This window comes from Legionella moravica DSM 19234 (genome assembly GCF_000423305.1).
In the GTDB taxonomy this organism is placed as follows: Bacteria; Pseudomonadota; Gammaproteobacteria; order Legionellales; family Legionellaceae; genus Legionella; species Legionella moravica.
The window spans coordinates 96,853-115,253 of sequence record NZ_KE383999.1 but is presented as its reverse complement, the minus strand read 5'-3'; the positions used below and the strand labels follow the sequence as shown (position 1 = coordinate 115,253).

The following is an 18,401-nucleotide window of genomic DNA, read 5'->3' as shown; positions in this document are numbered from 1 at the left end:
ACAAAGCCAACTTGTGTTCCAGCAGGCTCATCACCCAGAGCAGTAACCACTGTCCAGGCAGGAGACGCGTATATTTGTTGGTAAATAATTCCATTTTAAGTTACTATCACCATTTTGAATTGTACCCTAAACTTTACTGTGTGCGATGCCTCTGAATCAGTCGTTCAAAAATTATCGAGCAGAATCACAAAATCAGCGTTTCCGGCTTAATTTATTAGTAGCCATGTTAATTATTTTGTCTTTAATATTGATTCTAAGATTGGCCTATCTGCAAATCTCGGAATTCAAACGTTATCAGACACTGTCTTTAAAAAATCAAATGAGCATTATTCCTATCGCACCTCCCAGAGGCGTGATTCTTGACCGTAATGGAGTCTTACTTGCGGAAAATATTCCTGTTTATGTACTCGAAATTATTCCGGAACATGTTAAAGACATGAAAAAAACGTTGGCAAAACTCCGCGAGTTAATTCCTTCTATTTCTGATGATGATATAGAAGCATTCAATCGTGCTCGGTCACAAAACCGCTCCTTCGTACCTATTCCAATCAAACTTAAGTTAAGCCAGGAAGAAGTCGCTGTTTTTGCCATTAATCAATATCACTTTAAAGGAGTGAGCATTAAGGCTCGATTAATGCGTCATTATCCGCTAGGTGAAATGACAGCACACGCCTTAGGTTATGTGGGCAGAATCAACATCGACGAATTAAAAAAAGTAGATCCTACCAACTATCGCGCGACCAACTTTATCGGCAAGGCCGGGATAGAAAAATACTATGAAGATATTCTTCATGGAAAAGTAGGCTATCAAATGACAGAAACGGATGTCAGTGGACGTACGTTGCGAGTCATCAATAAAGTTAATCCGCATTCAGGGGCCAAACTCTACCTCAGCCTTGATGTGCGATTGCAAGAAGCAGCTTATAACGCACTTAAAGACAAACGAGGTGCAGTAGTCGTTATTAACTCACACAATGGTGAAGTATTGGCTATGGTCAGTTCCCCCAGTTTTGATCCCAATATTTTTGTGGGAGGTGTAAGCACCAAGGATTATAAAATTTTATCCAATGCCTTGCAAAGACCGCTTTTTAACAGGGCTGTGCGCGGTGTGTATCCCCCTGCTTCAACAATTAAGCCATTTGTGGGGCTGGCGGGATTGGATAAAGGTTTTGTAACTACTGCTACTGAAATATGGGATCCGGGTAAATTCAAGCTCCCAACAGCCAGTCATATCTATCGAGATTGGAAAAAAACAGGACATGGTGTCATTAATTTTAAGCGCGCTATTACGGTCTCCTGTGATACCTATTTTTATCAGCTCGGGCATAAAATGGGAATAGCCAATATAGAAGACATGCTGGTAAAATTTGGCTTAGGCCAATTGACTCATGTTGATCTTCACGAAGAAGCCAATGGCATCATTCCCAGTGCTCGCTGGAAAAAACAAACTAAGGGAGTTTCCTGGTACCCCGGTGATACTTTAATCTCTGCAATAGGTCAAGGGTTCATGTTAGCGACCCCTTTGCAGATGGCTAATGCTACAGCGTCTTTAAGCCAACATGGGCAAAGATTCAGACCGCATTTACTCACTAAAACAGTCAACAGTGATAACGGCGAAATTGAAGAATACAAACCAGTTGAAGAGTACCCTGTCTATCTGAGAGATGAGTCCAATTGGGATATAGTCGCTGATGCAATGCATAATGTGCTTACGAGCAACGAAGGAACCGGTTATCGATTTGGCCGCAATCCACCTTACCCCGTTGCCGGAAAAACAGGAACTGCACAAGTATTTAGCGGAAGACAATATGAAAAAGCAAAATACGAAGACATCCCGGAAGCACTCCGCGATAACTCGTTGTTTATAGCGTTTACCCCCGTGGATAAGCCGGACATAGCTATAGCAGTGGTCGTAGAAAATGATGTCATTGCATCAACAGTAGCTCGCAAAGTCCTGGACGCTTATTACCAAATACATCCAATTAAAGTGAATCCATGAACAGACATCATTCAAAACCCGTATACCGATTTACAGCAAAAGCATTACATATGGACTTTCCATTGTTAGGTTTGTTGCTAACTTTAATTACCTTTGGTCTTTTAATACTGTACAGCGCCTCCAATGCAAACATGGGGATGATTTTTCGTCAATCCATGCGACTCGTAATAGCCACTCTGATTATGCTGGTCCTCGGGTTTATCCCACCACACAAATACAAAATCTGGACTCCATGGATCTATGGCACTGGTTTAGGTTTACTACTGGCTGTAATGTTAATGGGTAAAATTGGTAAAGGAGCTCAAAGATGGCTTGAGTTAGGATTGTTCCGCTTTCAACCATCCGAGATAATGAAACTTGCTGTCCCCATGATGGCGGCTTGGTATTTTGACCGCCAGGCTCATCCCGGTAGTCTCCGATCTATTGCAGTAGCTTCAATTATCATTTTTATTCCTGCAGTATTAATTGCTAAACAACCCGATTTGGGGACAGCAATCATGGTTGCGTCTGCAGGCCTATGTGTAGTTTTTCTCGCGGGAATTCGCTTTAAATTAATTTTATTACTTGTCGTACTGATGGGATTAGCTGTCCCTGTTGTCTGGCATGTAATGCATGACTATCAAAAACAACGTGTATACACCCTCCTTGATCCCGAGCAAGACCCACTTGGTGCAGGCTATCATATTATCCAATCCAAAATAGCTATTGGTTCGGGTGGACTTATGGGTAAAGGATGGTTAGAAGGCAGTCAATCGCATTTGAACTTTTTACCTGAGCATGCCACAGACTTTATCTTTGCAGTCAGTGGCGAAGAGTTTGGTTTTGCTGGAGGATTTGCAATTATTGCGCTTATTGTTTTAATTTCACTTAGAAGTTTAAATATCGCCAGCAATGCCCAAACTACATTTACCCGATTATTAGCCGCCAGTCTGGCAATGTCCTTCTTTTTATCAGGCTTTGTGAACATCGGCATGGTAATGGGAATCATTCCTGTGGTAGGAATACCACTACCCCTGGTCAGTTATGGTGGTACCGCTATGGTCACCTTTTTAGCCAGTTTCGGGATATTAATGTCCATAAGCTCGCATCGGATTCTTTTTAACAGTCTGAATTAAGTAAGGCGGCAACTGGCGCGTAGCTTCGTCTGTGAATAATACAGGGACCAAGCTGACTCAAAGCCTCCCTGTGCGCAACAGTCGGATAACCTTTGTGTCCTGCAAAACCGTATCCCGGATAGAGTTTATCAAGCGCTTTCATTTCCTCATCACGTGCAACCTTTGCCAATATAGAGGCCGCGCTAATAGCAGGAATTAAACTGTCTCCCTGAACAATCGCTTTACAGGGCATAGAAACGTTTGGAATATGTATGCCATCCACCAGAACTCCTTGAGGCTGAATCGGTAAGGCTTCTATGGCGCGCTGCATCGCCAGTAAGGTGGCATGATGAATATTCAACTCATCAATCTCCTCCACTTCAGCACGCCCATAAGCGAAAGCCAAAGCCTGCTCCTGAATGTGTCGAGCTAACATGGTTCGTTTCTTTTCACTCAATTTTTTTGAATCAGCCAGACCTTCAATTGGTTCTTTCAAAATGACAGCCGCAGTAATGACTGCTCCGGCAAGTGGGCCACGCCCTACTTCATCCACTCCTGCAATTAATGATTTACTATCAAAATCCATTGCCATACTCCCAGTTACCAGTAAGGTGCAAGATAATACCTGGATAAAATTGATTTATCACCTAAGAAATGCGATCATGCGTGCAAATAATTCGCAAATGAAAGACAATGAGTAAAATTCGATGCGCGGTAATTGGTGTTGGCTATCTAGGTAGATTTCATGCACAAAAATATCAATTAATTCCTAATGCGGAATTGGTTGGAGTTTGTGATGTTAACCCTGAAGTAAGCAAAGCAGTAGCCCAAGAGCTTGATGTCACTCCATTTTTTGATTACCGTGATTTATTTGGCAAAGTAGACGCAGTCAATATAGCAGCGACTACCAACAAACATTATGAAATTGCAAAAGCGTTTTTAGAGCAAGGCATACATGTTTTAATCGAAAAACCAATCACTGAAACAGTGGCTCAGGCAGAAGAATTAATCCAGATAGCTGCTCTTCATAATGCCAAATTGCAGGTAGGGCATCTGGAACGCTTTAATTCCGCCCGGCTTGCCGTGGACCCGTACCTGGAAAACCCTTTGTTTATTGAATCAGAACGTCTGGCACCATTTAATCCACGGGGAACCGATGTCAACGTCATCCTGGACTTAATGATCCATGACATTGATATCATTCAAAACATGGTCAAAAGCCCAATTACCTCTATTGTTGCCCAGGGCACGCCCATATTAACCAAGGCAATTGATATAGCTAACGCCAGAATTACCTTTGAAAATCATTGCGTAGCCAATGTAACAGCCAGCCGCATCAGTTTCAAAACAGAACGAAAGACGCGAATCTTTCAACACAATTCTTATATTTCTATTGATTATCACAAAAAGCAATTCGCCGTTTTTAAAAAAGGAAATGGCGAAATGTATCCAGGAATTCCTGATATTACCAGCGTCTCAGAGGAGTTCGAAAAAGGCGATGCTTTATTAGAAGAAATAAAAGCGTTTATTCACTGCATAGAACAGGACAGTGTGCCATTAGTGACTGGAGAAGAAGGTCGGGATGCCCTTGAAACAGCAGAACATATAACGGCTTTAATCCATAATAATCTAACAGAACGCTATGCAGAAAGCTAAGCATATTGTCATTATTGCGGGTGAAGAGTCTGGTGATATTCACGCCTCAGAACTTATAAAACAGTTAAAAACTGCTCATCCGAATATTCGCATTAGTGGAATTGGAGGCAGGCACATGCAGGAAGCCGGAGCGGAGCTTGTCTCCGATTTGGCGCGATATGGCGTTACTGGATTAACAGAGGTCATTGTTTATTTAAATATTATCCGCAAAGCATTTAATGCCATTAAACGCCATCTTGAAACGCAAAAACCCGATTTGCTCATATTGGTAGACTATCCAGGTTTTAATTTAAGGTTAGCCAAGTATGCCAAAAAAAAGCTAGGGCTTAAAATACTCTATTACATCAGTCCACAAATTTGGGCATGGAAAGCAAATCGTATTCATACCATCAAGGAATGTGTTGATAGAATGGCGGTGATTCTGCCTTTCGAAAAATCCATTTACGAACAAGCAGGCGTACCCGTCAGTTTTGTCGGACATCCGCTTGTTGACAAAATGTCGCAGACAACCGATACACTATCCAGCAGAATGTCATTACAATTACCATTGGATGCACCGATTTTTGCCTTACTTCCTGGCAGTCGTACCCATGAAATTGAACGCCACATGCCTGTTCTTAGGGACACCGCGATTCGAATCCATCAAAATAACCCGAACATTCGTTTTGTTATTCCGATTGCAGGAACTATTAACGCAGATAAGATTACTTCTTATTTCAAGGATGTGACGCTACCAGTGACCTTTACGCATGGAAGAGCTATTGAATGTATGTCCGCAGCCAATTTTGTAATCGTTGCCTCTGGAACAGCCTCTCTTGAATGTGCCCTCCTCCAAAAACCCATGTGTATTATCTATAAGTCGTCCCTCTTAACCTATCACATGGCGATGCGTTTGATTAAGGTAAAATTTCTTGGTTTATGCAACCTTCTTGTCAATAAAATGATGGTTCCCGAGTTTTTGCAATATGATTGTAACGCTATTGAATTATCTCGATATATTTCAGATTTTTATCAGGATACGGAGCAGCCAGCTAAAATGATTAGCCAATTATCTGCCTTAAATGAATCTTTGTCTTCAAACAAATCCGACTGCTCTCTGTTTGAACTTGTAGCGAGTGAATTGCCCTAATAAAATGCAGAGTTTTCGCTAGAAAATCTAGATAATCAATTAACCTTCATGTACAATTAATTTTGCTTTCATTAATACGTGTAAGCTATTGGACTGTATGATTTAATTAATAATAAGGAAGTTAAGATGAATGTCATTGATACACAAGCGACTACTCAAAGCACCAAACAAGAACAAGGTTTACAAGATTTAGTGTACAGTTTGGTCACTCGCTTTCTTGCCGAAAATAAAACAAAATCAATTGATGATCTTTATGACATGATATTGTCAGAAGTTGAGCCTCCTTTACTTCAGGCTGTTATGGAAAAACGCCGTGGCAATCAATTGCAGGCTGCTAAGATGTTGGGTATCAGCCGTGGTACGATCAGGAAGAAACTACAACGTTATTTCGGCACCAAGTATTTTCGCTTGACAGACGAATAAGAGTTACTTTATTCGTAACAGGCTCGTTTAACGAGCCTTTTTTTTGTTTAAAATCCAGGATAGAAATACAACACTGATGTCAGTGCCATACCTCAACATTCAAAATAGACATGAATTGTGCCAATAAGCTCTGAAAGATAATTTTTTTCAAGTGCATCCCCGCTCTTCCAATTAGCCTTAAGTTGTTCTTGACGAAAAATTTAAGGCTAATTGGAAGTCCCCGCTTTCGCCAGGATGAGAGGTAAGAATGTGAGGCTCTTTTCGTACATGCAGCCCCACAAGAGGTTATATAAAAATGGCTGAAAGTCCTTACGAGGAAACCAGAAGCTTATTCACTCTATTGACGAAATCAGCAGGATTATCCAATTGACCGCCTTCAGCTAAAACAGCCTGTTCAAACAGCATGGTCACCCATAATTCAAATTGGCTGTCATCCTGAATATCATGCAGACGTTTAATCAGGGCATGCTCTGGATTAATTTCGAAAATAGGTTTGCTGACCGGAACTTGCTGACCTGCCGCCTGCAAAATCCGTTGCATTTCCAAGCCCATATCCTGTTCATCCGCAATAATGCATGCAGGAGAGTCAGTTAATCGATTGGTAATTAATACATCTTTTACACGCTCATTCAAAATGGTTTTGATGTGTTTTATTACTGGCTCTAAAGTTTTTTCCTGTTCTTTAATCTGTTCGGCTGATTCATCATCATTGAATTCAACTTTACCCTTGGATATGGATTGCAGTTTTTTCCCTGCAAACTCATTCATGTACCCTACAAGCCACTCATCGATTTTATCGCTTAACAACAGTACTTCGATGCCCTTCTTCTTGAATATTTCGAGGTGAGGACTATTTTTCGCAGCATTATAACTGGATGCGGTAATATAATAGATTTTATCCTGGCCTTCCTTCATCCTGCTTACGTACTCTTCTAAAGAGACATCTTGCTTCTCGGATCCGCTCGTTGTTGTAGCAAAACGTAATAACTTGGAAATTGCTTCCTTATTAGAAAAATCTTCTACCGGTCCCTCTTTAAGTACCAAGCCAAATTCATCCCAAAATTTTTGGTAGGTTTCCTTATCGTTTGCACTCATTTTTTCTAACATGGATAAAATACGTTTGGTACATGCGGCACGAATGCTTTCAACCTGTTTATTATCCTGTAAGATTTCTCGAGATACATTAAGAGGTAAATCACTGGCATCTACAATACCTTTAACAAATCGTAAATATCTGGGTAAAAACTGGGTTGCATCATCCATTATAAAAACACGTTTAACGTACAGTTTTAATCCATGCTTTACTTCATGTTGCCATAAATCATAAGGGGCATGACTTGGTATATAAAGCAATGTAATGTATTCATGCTTCCCTTCTACATGGTTATGAGACCAGGAAAGGGGATCCATATAATCGTGTGAAATGTGCTTGTAGAGCGTTTTATACTCTTCATCACTAATGTCCGGCTTTTGCATAGTCCATAATGCAGTTGCTTTATTTACCGTTTCAAATTCGCTGGATTCTTTGGACTCTTTGGATTCATTGTCTTCATCGGAGATTTTTTTCATCTCTATAGGCCAGCAAATATGATCAGAATACTTACTGATTATGCTACGAATTCTCCAATTACTGAGAAACTCATCATTCTCATCTTTCACATGAAGGGTTATTTCTGTCCCACGAGATGCTTTCTTTTCATAGCCAATGGTAAACTCACCATCACCAGTGGACTCCCAGACAATCCCTTCTTCTGGCTTCATGCCAGCACGTCTGCTTTTAACGGTTACCTTATCCGCTACTATAAATGCAGAGTAAAAACCCACTCCAAATTGGCCAATTAATTGAGAGTCTTTAGATTGCTCACCAGTTAACCGACTCATAAATTCTTTAGTACCCGATTTGGCTATAGTACCCAGGTTCTCAACAGCCTCATCCCAGCTCATACCGATTCCATTATCGCTGATCGTAATGGTTTTAAGTTTTTCATTAACCTGAATTGTAATTTTTAAATCGGAATCATTTTCAAACAAGGTGCTGTCAGAAAGAGCTAGAAAGCGTAATTTATCCAATGCGTCAGAGGAATTTGATATTAACTCTCTGAGGAAAATTTCTTTGTTGCTGTATAATGAATGGACTACCAAATGCAGCATTTGCTTTACTTCAGTTTGAAATCCCATTGTTTGTTGTTTACTAACCATTATCCGATCTCCTGTTACTCATTAACGAAACAATGAGATTCATATAAGGGTATATTATTAAATTTCAAGGGGGTGAAGAGGAATTATTGTGATTTTAAATACAAAAAGTTGAGGCATGAATGTAGAACCTTCTCAGTATATTTGGAAATTTCATCACTCTGAAACCTGTGAAGTTGATTTCAAAATGCAAGGTGATCAACAATTGAACTTCCATTTAGCCTTGAGTCTTTCTTGGCAAAATAATCCCTGTTTCTTTTTTAGTTTTGTAAGAATCTCCTTCTCCTTAAGGGAGAAGGACAATCTAAATCATTCAAAGCACTACAACTCAAATCCAGCCATCGTTAAAATGCCACCAGAATGAATAATCAAAACATTACCTTTCAAGTTGTTATTCTTGATATACATTCTCGCTGAATGAAATAATTTTGCAGAATAGATGGGATCAGCCAGTATCCCCTCTTCTCGAGCCAATCTTCTGATTTCATGTTTAATCACCTGATTTACAGAACCAAATGATTTCGCTGTTTCCGGATAGAAACAATACACTTGAGGGGGTACTTCCCCTATCCAATTCTTCAGTTTCAATCTGAATGTGTGCTCGTCATCAGCTAACAAAAGCACATGAATCGATGCCTGATGGTTTCGTTCGGCCATGCCTTTAATTAAAGCAGCAGCTGAAAAACCCGTACCTGCATCTACAAAAACATGTTGAAAAATAACGCCAGATGATTGCTCATTACGAATTATATCTGCAGCAATACTCAACGCACCAACCATGGCTTCAGGAACGCTGGCCCCTTCGGTCAATACAAATCCAGGTTCCTTAAGTTCATTCAAGTAATGATTAGCCTGCTCTTGAACGTGTGGCCAATCCTCCCGAGTCACCCAGATAATTTCCTGCTCCTCAAGAAATAAACGACTCAATTTAAAATTACCCTGGATCTCCGCATTTCTGGGTTTAATTAAAAATGCGGTAACTTTCAATTGGTGTTCTCGAGCTAATTGAAGCGCTGAAAGCAAATTATTAGACTGAGGACCTGCGATAATGATCAAATGCTTAATCCCTTTATTAATTAAATAAGGCATTAAGCTGGAGTATTTGCGAATTTTTGACCCGCTGATACCACATCCTAATTCATCATCCCGTTTCGCATAACACACTACCCCATTATCTGGAAAATGGTTTAATCGATGAATTCGGCTTTCTAAATTCCACATAAATTTCTCTTAACTACCAGGGTGAGGCTGTATTAACTATTTTAATGCAACCGTTCAGAAACATTGGTATCATTCATTTAATAGCTAACCTCCAGGATCTGTTGACAGTTCAGGTTTAGATGTCCCGTGACATGTTCACGGGAAGCTGGCCTGAAAAGAATGAAACATCAACAGTCTCTAATGAAATCCAAATGATGTTCTGAAGAAGATTGCTCATTAAATCTGTATCCTGAATCAGAAAAATTCTTAATCTGTTCTAAAGTATCTACTTTATTCTGCATCAGGTATTTCGCCATCAGCCCTCGAGCTTTTTTAGCATAAATACCAATCATTTTTGTTACGTTATTCTTATGTTCATAAAAATTTATTGTGATAATGGGGTATTTTATATTTTTGAGATCCACTGCTTTAAAATATTCAGTGGATGCCAGATTAATAAGAACAGGGTTCGCTTGAGAGGCTAGTTCTTCGTTTAATGCCTTGGTAATCGGCTCACGCCAAAACTCATAGAGATTATTGCCTTTAGGATTTTCCAGGCGAACCCCCATTTCAAGTCTGTAGGGTTGAATTCTATCCAGAGGCCTTAAAAGTCCATAAAGACCGGATAGAATTCCCAAATGAGATTGTGCATAGTCAATGTCTTCATTCATCCAGGTATTGGCCTGGAGCCCTTGGTATACATCCCCCTGAAATAAATAAATCGCAGGATAAGATTGCAAGACAGAAACGTCTTTAAAGTGAAACTGTTGATATCGATCATAATTCAAAACAGCGAGATCCTTTGATAAATCCATTAATTGTGCAATATCCTCAATGGATTTAGATTGCATAATTTTAGCCAGTTTTAGGGCATTTTTGATTAACAAAGGCTCTGTCGTGTCATTGTTATAAGGTTTGGAGACAGGCAATAATTTTTTTGCAGGTGACAAGAGAGTAAACATGAAATGGATACCTATGGGTAGCAATTAAATCGACACATAATCTATCAGTATTTAAAACAAACGCCAAGATGGAAATAAACTTAACGCGGAGATTTAACGAATTAACTCTATAAACGATGCGGATACCATTTGTTAATTGCTTTGCTGTGCCAGACGATTGAAATGAGTTTTCTTCATTCCCTGAACCATACCAACTCGAGGTCTGTGCATAAAAATGGTAATAGTGTCACTGGTCAGAAGCACCTCACCCTCAGAGTTTATTACTTGAACCGCTAAGGTATGTTTCCCTCTATAGATTCCGTTTAATTGAAACAGTAGGTTCTGCTGAGGTTCTCCCATGGGAGCGCCATCAAAAATGATTTGCACACTATCACCCTGCGCCAGAGTGGGTTCTAATTCAACGGCGACAACGACATAACCTTGATTGTTACGAATGGTTGCCTCGTTAAGAGGTTGAATGATCCCTATTTTAGTATATTTATGTTCTTCGGATGTGGTTGTATCGTTTTTGTCTTGATTTTGAGTATCACCACCTGATGGCTTCACAGGTGGTGTATAGCTTTGAGTATCCGGGATCTTTAATTGTTCAGAACCTGGATGAGGTCTATCACTAAAATGCACTACACCCTGACTGTCAGTCCATTTGTAAATTTGCGCATAGGAAGCGCAAATCAGTACCATGCATGAAACAGCCAGAAGTAGTTTTTTCATTAATGCATTCCTTAAAGACTATAATATAGCTCAAATTCATAAGGATGAGTTAAACTTCTGATTTTAGTGATTTCTTTTTTCTTCATGGTAATGTAGTTGTTGATAAAATCTCTGCTGAACACATCGCCATGTAATAAAAACTCATAATCTGCTTCCAGGTGCTCCATCGCCTGCTCCAGAGAAGAGCATACTGTTGGAACATCAACAAGCTCCTCAGGCGGCAAATCATAAAGATCTTTATCCATAGGTTGACCAGGATGAATTTTCTTCTGGATGCCATCAAGACCCGCCATCATCATAGCAGAGAATGCCAGATAAGGATTTGCTGTTGGATCAGGGAAACGTACTTCAATACGGCGCGCCTTGGGATTATTGACATGAGGTATGCGAATTGCTGCTGAACGGTTTCTGGCAGAATACGCCAACAAGACCGGGGCTTCAAATCCTGGAACCAAACGTTTATAACTGTTTGTTGAAGGATTGGTAAACGCGTTTAATGCACGAGCATGCTTAATAATACCACCAATGTAGTAGAGCGCAGTGTCAGACAAACCAGCATATTGGTCACCAGAAAACAAATTAACACCATCTTTACTTATAGATTGGTGACAGTGCATACCACTACCGTTATCGCCCACTAAAGGCTTAGGCATGAACGTAGCCGTCTTGCCATAATTATGAGCTACGTTATGAATTACGTATTTTAAAATTTGTATTTCGTCTGCCTTTTGGGTCAAAGTATTAAAGCGTGTTGCGACTTCACACTGGTTTGCAGTGGCCACTTCATGATGATGTGCTTCAACAACGGTACCTAAAGATTCTAAAGTCAAACAAATTGCCGAACGAATATCTTGAGAAGAATCTACCGGAGGAACTGGAAAATAGCCACCCTTTAGAGCAGGTCTGTGTCCAATATTACCGCCTTCCATTTCTTTTCCGGAGTTCCAGTGTGCTTCATCAGAATCAATAAAATAAAAAGAACCACTGATGTTGGTTTCCCAACGAACATTGTCGAAGAGGAAAAACTCAGGCTCTGGACCAAAATTCACTACATCAGCAAGGCCGGTAGATTGCAAATACGCTTCAGCGCGTTGAGCTATGGAACGAGGACAACGATCATAACCCAGCATAGTCTGAGGATCGACAACGTTGCATCGTATAAATAAAGTATTATCCTGGAAAAAAGGATCGAGCTTAATTGAATCTAAATCAGGCATCAGAGCCAAGTCAGATTGGTGAATTTTCTGCCATCCATCAAAGGACGATCCATCAATCATTTTTCCATTTTCGATAAAATCATCATCTATTGCTGAAACAGGTAAGGTGATGTGTTGCTCTTTACCCCGTATATCAGTAAATCTCAGATCAATAAATTTTGCATCATGTTCCTTTATTGCTGTAAGTACTACATTTTTACTCATCTTTTAGTCTCCAGGATAGTCCGATTGTAGTTTACCTTAAGTGACTTATTAATCCCAATAGATTACACTCTATAGTTTTCTACTTTATCAAAGTTAATATGGGCGCGTACCAATATCAAGCGCTAAAAAAAAATGGCAGTGCTAACAAGGGCATCATCGAGGCCGATTCGGAGCGTCACGCACGTCAATTATTAAGAGAACAAGGTTTAATCCCAACTCAGGTACATGCTTTGGCACAGCAACGTACAGGAAATACCAAAGGTAAAATTTCCGCTGCCGATCTCTCACTTCTCACCCGACAATTAGCGACACTGCTAGCAGCAGGGATTCCTGTAGAAGAATCATTACGAGGTGTCAGCGAACAAACTGAAAAAGATAAAGTAAGAGAAATCATAATAGGTATTCGTGCTAAGGTTCTTGAAGGGTATGGATTGGCTCAGGCGATGTCCTATTACCCTAATGCTTTTCCTGAGTTGTATCGTGCAACAGTCGGTTCAGGCGAACAAACCGGACGCCTTGATTTGGTTTTGGAAAAATTGGCGGATTACACTGAAAACCAACAGCAAACCAGACAAAAAGTACAGCAGGCTCTCATATACCCTATCTTAATGATTCTCGTTTCTACTGCAATAATCAGTTTTCTTCTCACTTTTGTTGTACCCAAAATAATCGAGGTGTTTACCAGCAGCGGCCAAACCCTGCCCGGAATGACAGAGGTTTTAATTCGCATTAGTGACTACATTAAATCTTATGGTCTCTATACTTTAATGGCTTTAATAATCCTGTTTGCAGGCTTCAAAAAAAGTCTAAGCAATATCAAAATCAAAACAGCCTGGCATCGACTGTTGCTGAAGTTACCTATTATTTCTTATCTTGTAAAAACGATTAACGTTGCACGTTATATTCATACCTTTGGCATTTTGTTTGCTGCCGGAGTTAGTGTGCTGGAAACCATGCGTGTCTCTGCAAGTCTGATAACCAATGTGGTAATGCGGCAATCATTTAATACTGCCACACTTCGAGTCAGGGAAGGCAGCGGAATAAGCGAAGCACTAAAAGAAACTCATTACATCAGTCCAATGGCCATTCATTTGATTGCCAGTGGAGAAAAAAGTGGACAGCTTTCAAGCATGATGGAACGAGCTGCGTCTCATTTGGATAATGAAGTAAAACGGCTCATTGATACCTCATTAACTTTGTTAGAGCCTTTGGTAATTTTGTTTATGGGTGCCGTCGTATTATTTATTGTTTTAGCAACATTGTTGCCTATATTTTCTATGGAACAACTGGTGACCTGATCGAGATTCATGATCTATTCATCAGGTCAGCAGAAGCATGTTATACTGGTACATTTGATTTTAAGAGGAACTGTGATGAACCGGCAAAAAGGCTTTTCTTTGATTGAAATTATGGTCGTTGTAGTGATTTTAGGCATTCTTGCTTCAATTGTTGTTCCCAAAATTATGGGACGACCTGATGAAGCACGAAAAGTAAAAGCAAAACAGGACGTGCTGGCTATTCAAAATGCACTGGATTTATATAAACTGGATAATGGCTCTTATCCAACAACAGACCAGGGATTAAGTGCTCTTGTTGAAAAACCCTCCAGTAATCCTTCTCCTACGAACTGGAAACAATACCTTAAGTCAGTACCTAAAGATCCATGGGGTAGAGATTATCTGTATTTGAATCCAGGACAACATGGAGAAGTTGATGTATTTACACTAGGTGCAGAGGGACAACCTGGAGGTACAGGTATCAATGCGGAGATTGGTAACTGGGATGACCACTAATCGAGGATTTACCTTAATTGAGATTTTGATAGTCATCGTGATTTTAGGCATTACTGTAGGTTTTGCCCTCATCGCTTATGGTGACTTTGGCGAAAGCAAGCGTATCCAGTTTGCAGCGGAACAATTAGCAAACACGATACGTCTTGCTCAGCAGCAAGCAATATTGGAAAGCAGTACTATGGGGCTTCGAGTCGATAGTTCCAGCTATCAAATTCTAAAGCTTCAGGACGCTACTGAATGGAGAGCTGTTTCAAATAAAGGAATTTTCAAAATTAATTACTTCCCCAAAAACACAGTTATAACACTTAAAACGGGAAACAAGCCTGTCCAGGGAGCACCCGCCATTATAATACACTCTTCAGGCGACATTACTCCTTTTACTATGGTGTTCAGCACCATTAAAGAAGAAATGATTACCACACTGAGCGCTACACCAAATGGCACCCTATCTTTTAGCTCGGCCAAATCCAAATGACATCTAAGCCTAAATTGGAACGTTGTATTTCTGGATTTACACTAATTGAAGTATTGCTCGCCCTCGCAATCATTGCTATTGCCTTAACTGCTCTATTAAAAGCAACTGCTCAAAATATTGAAAACACCAACCGAATTAAAGAAAAATCCATCAGTCATTGGATTGCGATGCAGGGTGTTTCAATGATTCAATTAAATTTATTACAGACAAATCAAAGTCAAGAATCAACACAGGCAACAACAATGTTAGGCCAACAGTGGTATTGGAGAGCAAAAATCAGTACTACTCCATTTAACAAAGTACAACAAATCACCATTTCAGTAAGTCCTAAACAGACAGGGCCTTTCAGAGACGAACTGGTTGCATTCAGGTATCTGCCATGAAGAGAAACAGAGGGTTTACCTTGATTGAAATTTTAATTGCTCTAACCGTATTTGCTATTTTAGCATCAATTACATCCTCCGTCCTGTATTACTCCTTTAATGCCCGAACTCGAGTCAATGAACAGGCTGATCGTTTGAATTCACTTCAACTAGCAATCAGCATCATTCAACAAGATACAACACAAACCATCGAGCGTCCTATAAGAGGAAATGAAATGCGTTTGTTTCCTGGATTCGTTGGCCAGGAACGATATCTGGAATTGACTCGCGATGGGGTTGCTAATCCCCAAAGTAGTGAAAAACGCAGCTCTCTCAAACGCATTGCACTGGTTTGTGAGGACGATAAACTCATCCGCCGAACCTGGTCCAGCCTTGATCCTGTAAACAGAAACATGCATTTGGATAAAATATTAGTCAACAATTTAAACGATTGTTATTTCAATTACTTAAATCAAAACCTACAGGTCTTGTCCGAATGGCGCGAGCAAGCGCTTGCTCAAAACCAACGCAAAGAGCCGCTACCCAAAGCGATCCAAATTAATTTAGTACTGAATGATTGGGGTAAATTGAACTTATTGTTTATCATACCTGGAGCTCTTTATGCACCCAAGTAATACTGCCCGAGGAGGCGCCCTTCTTACGGCTTTATTTATTATGACACTGGTTGCAATTGTTGCTACAGCAATGAGTACGCGATTACAACTGGATATATACAGAACTCATCTAATGATCATCCATGATAAGCTCTATCTTGCTTCTCAAGCAGTGACATTCTGGTCACTAAGCGAACTAAATAATAAAAAAAATACATTTAACAAAGCCAATGAACAAGGGATGGTGGATGAGTTCCCTAAAAACAGAGCTTCTCTATATCATCAAGTCACTTTATCAGGTGGACTTTATGACTTACAGGCTCGATTTAATTTGAATAATCTAATAGAAAAAAAGTTTACTTTACCGTTCATTAATCTCATTGGTACTGTTGATTCCAAAGCAAATCAGATGGATAAAATCAATTTGACTAAGGCATTAAAGAATTGGCTGCTGAATTATGATCTGTCTCGTGGTAAAGACATTTTTACTTCCTACTACCACGCGCAAAATCCACCCTACAATCCAGGCCATCAACTGATGAAAAGTCGTTCAGAGTTTCGTCTGATTAAGGATGTATCAGCTTCTCTCTATTTAGCTTTGGAGCCCTATATTACCGCATTACCAGAAACGACCCCCATTAATATTAACACCGCGCCCAAAAGCATATTGATGTCTCTGGGTAATGGGCTTAGTGAAGCTCAAACGAATGAAGTAATCATGGCCAGGGGTGAAGCGGGAATTAAAGATGTTAAAGAAATTGATGAATTAATTAAAAAAATTGATCTGCCCAAGAATCAAATAACTATAGAAAGCAAATATTTTCTCAGCGTTGCTTTTGCGAAAAGTGATGATTTTAAATTGATTGTTTATACTTTAATTCAACGTGATAAAGACAAAAAAGGTACTGTATCTGCAAGCATTCTAAGACAAAGCTTTAATTATTTTTAATCTATATGTCTCAACGATCCTCACTGTTTAAGAGCAGCAACAGTCTTGATTTTTAATTAAAGACAGTGGCAAGCAAACAGTACATATGCAACTCTACGCAAAAAGCATATAACGTAGGCTAAGAAAGCACTGGCCAACAGCCCCTAATCATCGTAATTCACTTGAGCTTCTAAAGGACCAAGTTCCTTGATGTATTTATCGCCCTCGATTTTGTCTTTCTCAGTGAGTTTCCCTTCAAGTGCCTTAAGCTGTTTAAGCGCGTCTTCATTTTTATTGTCTGAAGCAATCTTAAGCCATGCATAGGCTTTTATTAAATTTTTCTCGACGCCTAATCCAGCCATATACATATAGCCTAATTTTGCTTGTCCGACGGGATTACCTTGAGAGGCTGATTTTCCAAACCAGTAGGCGGCCTGTTGATAATCTTTATCAACTCCAGTTCCGGTGAGTAACAACTGACCAATTTGTGCCTGTGCTTCTGGTTGTCCTTTTTCAGCTGCAGCCTGATACCAATACGCTGCCTTTTGAGGATTGGCGTCAACACCATAACCTTTCAAATAATAATATGCCAAATAAGTTTGTGCATTGACATGCCCATGGTTTGCCGCTTGTGAAAACCAATAAAATGCAGCTGCGTCATCTGCAGAGACACCACCTTGCTGGCCAGTATACAAAAGACCCAGACTGTACTCCCCTTTCTCATCTCCCTGTTCCGCAGCTTTTTGATACCATTCCAGAGCTTTGTTTACATCTTTAGGGGTACCTTTACCCGTCATGTATTGATATCCCAGATTAACCTGTGCCTTGCTATATCCTTGATCTGCAGCTTTTCTGAACCAGGTAAATGCATTTTCTTCACTAGCTTGAACCCCATCGCCCGTAGCGTACATTAAGCCAATATTTCTTTGCGCGATTGGATTGCCCTGTTCCGCAGCTTTCATATACCATTTAAATGCTTCAGTAAAATTCTGTGTTACTCCTTTTCCTGTATCATATAAAAAACCCAGGCTTAACTGTGATAACGCATTATTTTTTTCAGCAGATTTTAAGTACCAGTTTCGTGCTTCATCATAGCTTTCGGGAACGCCATATCCATACTGATACATACGTCCTAACAGATACATGGCTTCCTCATTCCCTTCTTTGGCTGCCTGCATTAAATGAGGATATGCCGTTGTATAATCACCATTTTCATAAGCAGCAAATCCAATAAGTTCATCTGCAAATGCTGTATTTATTGCCAACAGCATTATTCCTAGAATAAACCCTCGCATGAGTTCTCCAATTCAACTCCCTTAATATAAAGATTAGAATATGGAGCCAACAAAGCAAGTAATTGAACAAAATTAGAGGGTTAATTACAGAGAACTCCTGGTTCCGTGAAGAATTTTTTAACTCGTTGAAATAAGTCGTCGTT

Annotated in this window: 18 protein-coding genes; 11 read left to right on the top strand and 7 right to left on the bottom strand. The window is 39.9% G+C overall.

Going from position 1 to position 18,401, the window contains the following annotated elements:
- The first annotated feature begins 145 nt into the window (after positions 1 to 145).
- Both mrdA and rodA read left to right on the top strand, forming a co-directional pair.
- Complete coding sequence (gene mrdA / locus G543_RS0110600) at positions 146 to 1,999, top strand: penicillin-binding protein 2 (RefSeq protein ID WP_028384483.1); 1,854 nt, start codon at positions 146 to 148, stop codon at positions 1,997 to 1,999.
- Complete coding sequence (rodA, locus tag G543_RS0110595) at positions 1,996 to 3,114, top strand: rod shape-determining protein RodA (protein WP_028384482.1); 1,119 nt, start codon at positions 1,996 to 1,998, stop codon at positions 3,112 to 3,114. The genes mrdA and rodA overlap by 4 nt, the downstream gene beginning before the upstream one ends.
- Here the strand turns inward: rodA and rnhB are convergent.
- Complete coding sequence (rnhB, locus tag G543_RS0110590) at positions 3,098 to 3,679, bottom strand: ribonuclease HII (RefSeq protein ID WP_028384481.1); 582 nt, start codon at positions 3,677 to 3,679, stop codon at positions 3,098 to 3,100. The genes rodA and rnhB overlap by 17 nt on opposite strands.
- A 107-nt stretch (positions 3,680 to 3,786) precedes the next feature.
- Here rnhB and G543_RS0110585 point away from each other — a divergent pair, with 107 nt between their 5' ends.
- From G543_RS0110585 to G543_RS0110575, 3 genes are all read left to right on the top strand, one after another.
- Entirely contained in the window at positions 3,787 to 4,749 is a 963-nt protein-coding gene (locus tag G543_RS0110585; RefSeq protein ID WP_028384480.1) for a Gfo/Idh/MocA family protein, read from the top strand.
- Positions 4,736 to 5,878: a lipid-A-disaccharide synthase gene (gene lpxB / locus G543_RS0110580; protein WP_028384479.1), complete on the top strand. Its 1,143-nt coding sequence runs from the start codon at positions 4,736 to 4,738 to the stop codon at positions 5,876 to 5,878. Before G543_RS0110585 ends, lpxB begins: the two co-directional genes overlap by 14 nt.
- Before the next feature lie 126 nt (positions 5,879 to 6,004).
- Positions 6,005 to 6,301: a helix-turn-helix domain-containing protein gene (locus G543_RS0110575; RefSeq protein ID WP_018576869.1), complete on the top strand. Its 297-nt coding sequence runs from the start codon at positions 6,005 to 6,007 to the stop codon at positions 6,299 to 6,301.
- Between the two features lie 309 nt (positions 6,302 to 6,610).
- Here the strand turns inward: G543_RS0110575 and htpG are convergent, their stop codons facing one another.
- The 5 genes from htpG to glnA form a co-directional block, all read right to left on the bottom strand.
- Entirely contained in the window at positions 6,611 to 8,500 is a 1,890-nt protein-coding gene (gene htpG / locus G543_RS0110570) for a molecular chaperone HtpG (protein ID WP_028384478.1), read from the bottom strand.
- A 318-nt stretch (positions 8,501 to 8,818) separates the two neighbouring features.
- On the bottom strand, positions 8,819 to 9,718 hold the full coding sequence (locus G543_RS0110565; RefSeq protein WP_028384477.1) for a pyridoxal-phosphate dependent enzyme: 900 nt from the start codon (positions 9,716 to 9,718) through the stop codon (positions 8,819 to 8,821).
- Between the two features lie 167 nt (positions 9,719 to 9,885).
- On the bottom strand, positions 9,886 to 10,659 hold the full coding sequence (gene yaaA / locus G543_RS0110560) for a peroxide stress protein YaaA (protein WP_028384476.1): 774 nt from the start codon (positions 10,657 to 10,659) through the stop codon (positions 9,886 to 9,888).
- Positions 10,660 to 10,791: 132 nt separating this feature from the next.
- Positions 10,792 to 11,370 carry a DUF4124 domain-containing protein gene (locus G543_RS0110555; RefSeq protein ID WP_028384475.1) on the bottom strand — a complete coding sequence of 193 codons (579 nt, stop codon included), beginning with the start codon at positions 11,368 to 11,370 and terminating at the stop codon, positions 10,792 to 10,794.
- Positions 11,371 to 11,381: 11 nt separating this feature from the next.
- The gene (glnA, locus tag G543_RS0110550) at positions 11,382 to 12,791 is read right to left on the bottom strand and encodes a glutamate--ammonia ligase (RefSeq protein ID WP_028384474.1); all 1,410 of its coding nucleotides are present in this window, start codon (positions 12,789 to 12,791) and stop codon (positions 11,382 to 11,384) included.
- Between the two features lie 98 nt (positions 12,792 to 12,889).
- Between glnA and lspF the strand changes: the two genes are divergently transcribed.
- The 6 genes from lspF to gspK all read left to right on the top strand — a co-directional run bounded on the left by lspF (position 12,890) and on the right by gspK (position 16,984).
- Positions 12,890 to 14,089: a GspF family T2SS innner membrane protein variant LspF gene (gene lspF / locus G543_RS0110545; RefSeq protein ID WP_028384473.1), complete on the top strand. Its 1,200-nt coding sequence runs from the start codon at positions 12,890 to 12,892 to the stop codon at positions 14,087 to 14,089.
- A gap of 75 nt (positions 14,090 to 14,164) precedes the next feature.
- On the top strand, positions 14,165 to 14,584 hold the full coding sequence (lspG, locus tag G543_RS0110540) for a GspG family T2SS major pseudopilin variant LspG (RefSeq protein ID WP_028384472.1): 420 nt from the start codon (positions 14,165 to 14,167) through the stop codon (positions 14,582 to 14,584).
- Positions 14,574 to 15,059 carry a type II secretion system minor pseudopilin GspH gene (gspH, locus tag G543_RS0110535; RefSeq protein ID WP_028384471.1) on the top strand — a complete coding sequence of 162 codons (486 nt, stop codon included), beginning with the start codon at positions 14,574 to 14,576 and terminating at the stop codon, positions 15,057 to 15,059. The genes lspG and gspH overlap by 11 nt, the downstream gene beginning before the upstream one ends.
- The gene (gene lspI / locus G543_RS0110530) at positions 15,056 to 15,442 is read left to right on the top strand and encodes a GspI family T2SS minor pseudopilin variant LspI (RefSeq protein ID WP_028384470.1); all 387 of its coding nucleotides are present in this window, start codon (positions 15,056 to 15,058) and stop codon (positions 15,440 to 15,442) included. The genes gspH and lspI overlap by 4 nt, the downstream gene beginning before the upstream one ends.
- On the top strand, positions 15,439 to 16,056 hold the full coding sequence (gene lspJ / locus G543_RS0110525; RefSeq protein WP_028384469.1) for a GspJ family T2SS minor pseudopilin variant LspJ: 618 nt from the start codon (positions 15,439 to 15,441) through the stop codon (positions 16,054 to 16,056). The genes lspI and lspJ overlap by 4 nt, the downstream gene beginning before the upstream one ends.
- Complete coding sequence (gene gspK / locus G543_RS0110520; RefSeq protein WP_028384468.1) at positions 16,043 to 16,984, top strand: type II secretion system minor pseudopilin GspK; 942 nt, start codon at positions 16,043 to 16,045, stop codon at positions 16,982 to 16,984. The genes lspJ and gspK overlap by 14 nt, the downstream gene beginning before the upstream one ends.
- Positions 16,985 to 17,127: 143 nt before the next feature.
- Here gspK and G543_RS0110515 read toward each other — a convergent pair whose 3' ends face one another.
- Positions 17,128 to 18,258, bottom strand: a complete 1,131-nt coding sequence (locus tag G543_RS0110515; protein ID WP_028384467.1) for a tetratricopeptide repeat protein — start codon at positions 18,256 to 18,258, stop codon at positions 17,128 to 17,130.
- Between the last annotated feature and the right edge of the window lie 143 nt (positions 18,259 to 18,401).

Coding starts and splice junctions, on each gene's coding strand:
- mrdA (WP_028384483.1), top strand. CDS start 146: ATGCCTCTGAATCAGTCGTTCAAAAATTATCGAGCAGAATCACAAAAT.
- rodA (WP_028384482.1), top strand. CDS start 1,996: ATGAACAGACATCATTCAAAACCCGTATACCGATTTACAGCAAAAGCA.
- rnhB (WP_028384481.1), bottom strand. CDS start 3,679: ATGGATTTTGATAGTAAATCATTAATTGCAGGAGTGGATGAAGTAGGG.
- G543_RS0110585 (WP_028384480.1), top strand. CDS start 3,787: ATGAGTAAAATTCGATGCGCGGTAATTGGTGTTGGCTATCTAGGTAGA.
- lpxB (WP_028384479.1), top strand. CDS start 4,736: ATGCAGAAAGCTAAGCATATTGTCATTATTGCGGGTGAAGAGTCTGGT.
- G543_RS0110575 (WP_018576869.1), top strand. CDS start 6,005: ATGAATGTCATTGATACACAAGCGACTACTCAAAGCACCAAACAAGAA.
- htpG (WP_028384478.1), bottom strand. CDS start 8,500: ATGGTTAGTAAACAACAAACAATGGGATTTCAAACTGAAGTAAAGCAA.
- G543_RS0110565 (WP_028384477.1), bottom strand. CDS start 9,718: ATGTGGAATTTAGAAAGCCGAATTCATCGATTAAACCATTTTCCAGAT.
- yaaA (WP_028384476.1), bottom strand. CDS start 10,659: ATGTTTACTCTCTTGTCACCTGCAAAAAAATTATTGCCTGTCTCCAAA.
- G543_RS0110555 (WP_028384475.1), bottom strand. CDS start 11,370: ATGAAAAAACTACTTCTGGCTGTTTCATGCATGGTACTGATTTGCGCT.
- glnA (WP_028384474.1), bottom strand. CDS start 12,791: ATGAGTAAAAATGTAGTACTTACAGCAATAAAGGAACATGATGCAAAA.
- lspF (WP_028384473.1), top strand. CDS start 12,890: ATGGGCGCGTACCAATATCAAGCGCTAAAAAAAAATGGCAGTGCTAAC.
- lspG (WP_028384472.1), top strand. CDS start 14,165: ATGAACCGGCAAAAAGGCTTTTCTTTGATTGAAATTATGGTCGTTGTA.
- gspH (WP_028384471.1), top strand. CDS start 14,574: ATGACCACTAATCGAGGATTTACCTTAATTGAGATTTTGATAGTCATC.
- lspI (WP_028384470.1), top strand. CDS start 15,056: ATGACATCTAAGCCTAAATTGGAACGTTGTATTTCTGGATTTACACTA.
- lspJ (WP_028384469.1), top strand. CDS start 15,439: ATGAAGAGAAACAGAGGGTTTACCTTGATTGAAATTTTAATTGCTCTA.
- gspK (WP_028384468.1), top strand. CDS start 16,043: ATGCACCCAAGTAATACTGCCCGAGGAGGCGCCCTTCTTACGGCTTTA.
- G543_RS0110515 (WP_028384467.1), bottom strand. CDS start 18,258: ATGCGAGGGTTTATTCTAGGAATAATGCTGTTGGCAATAAATACAGCA.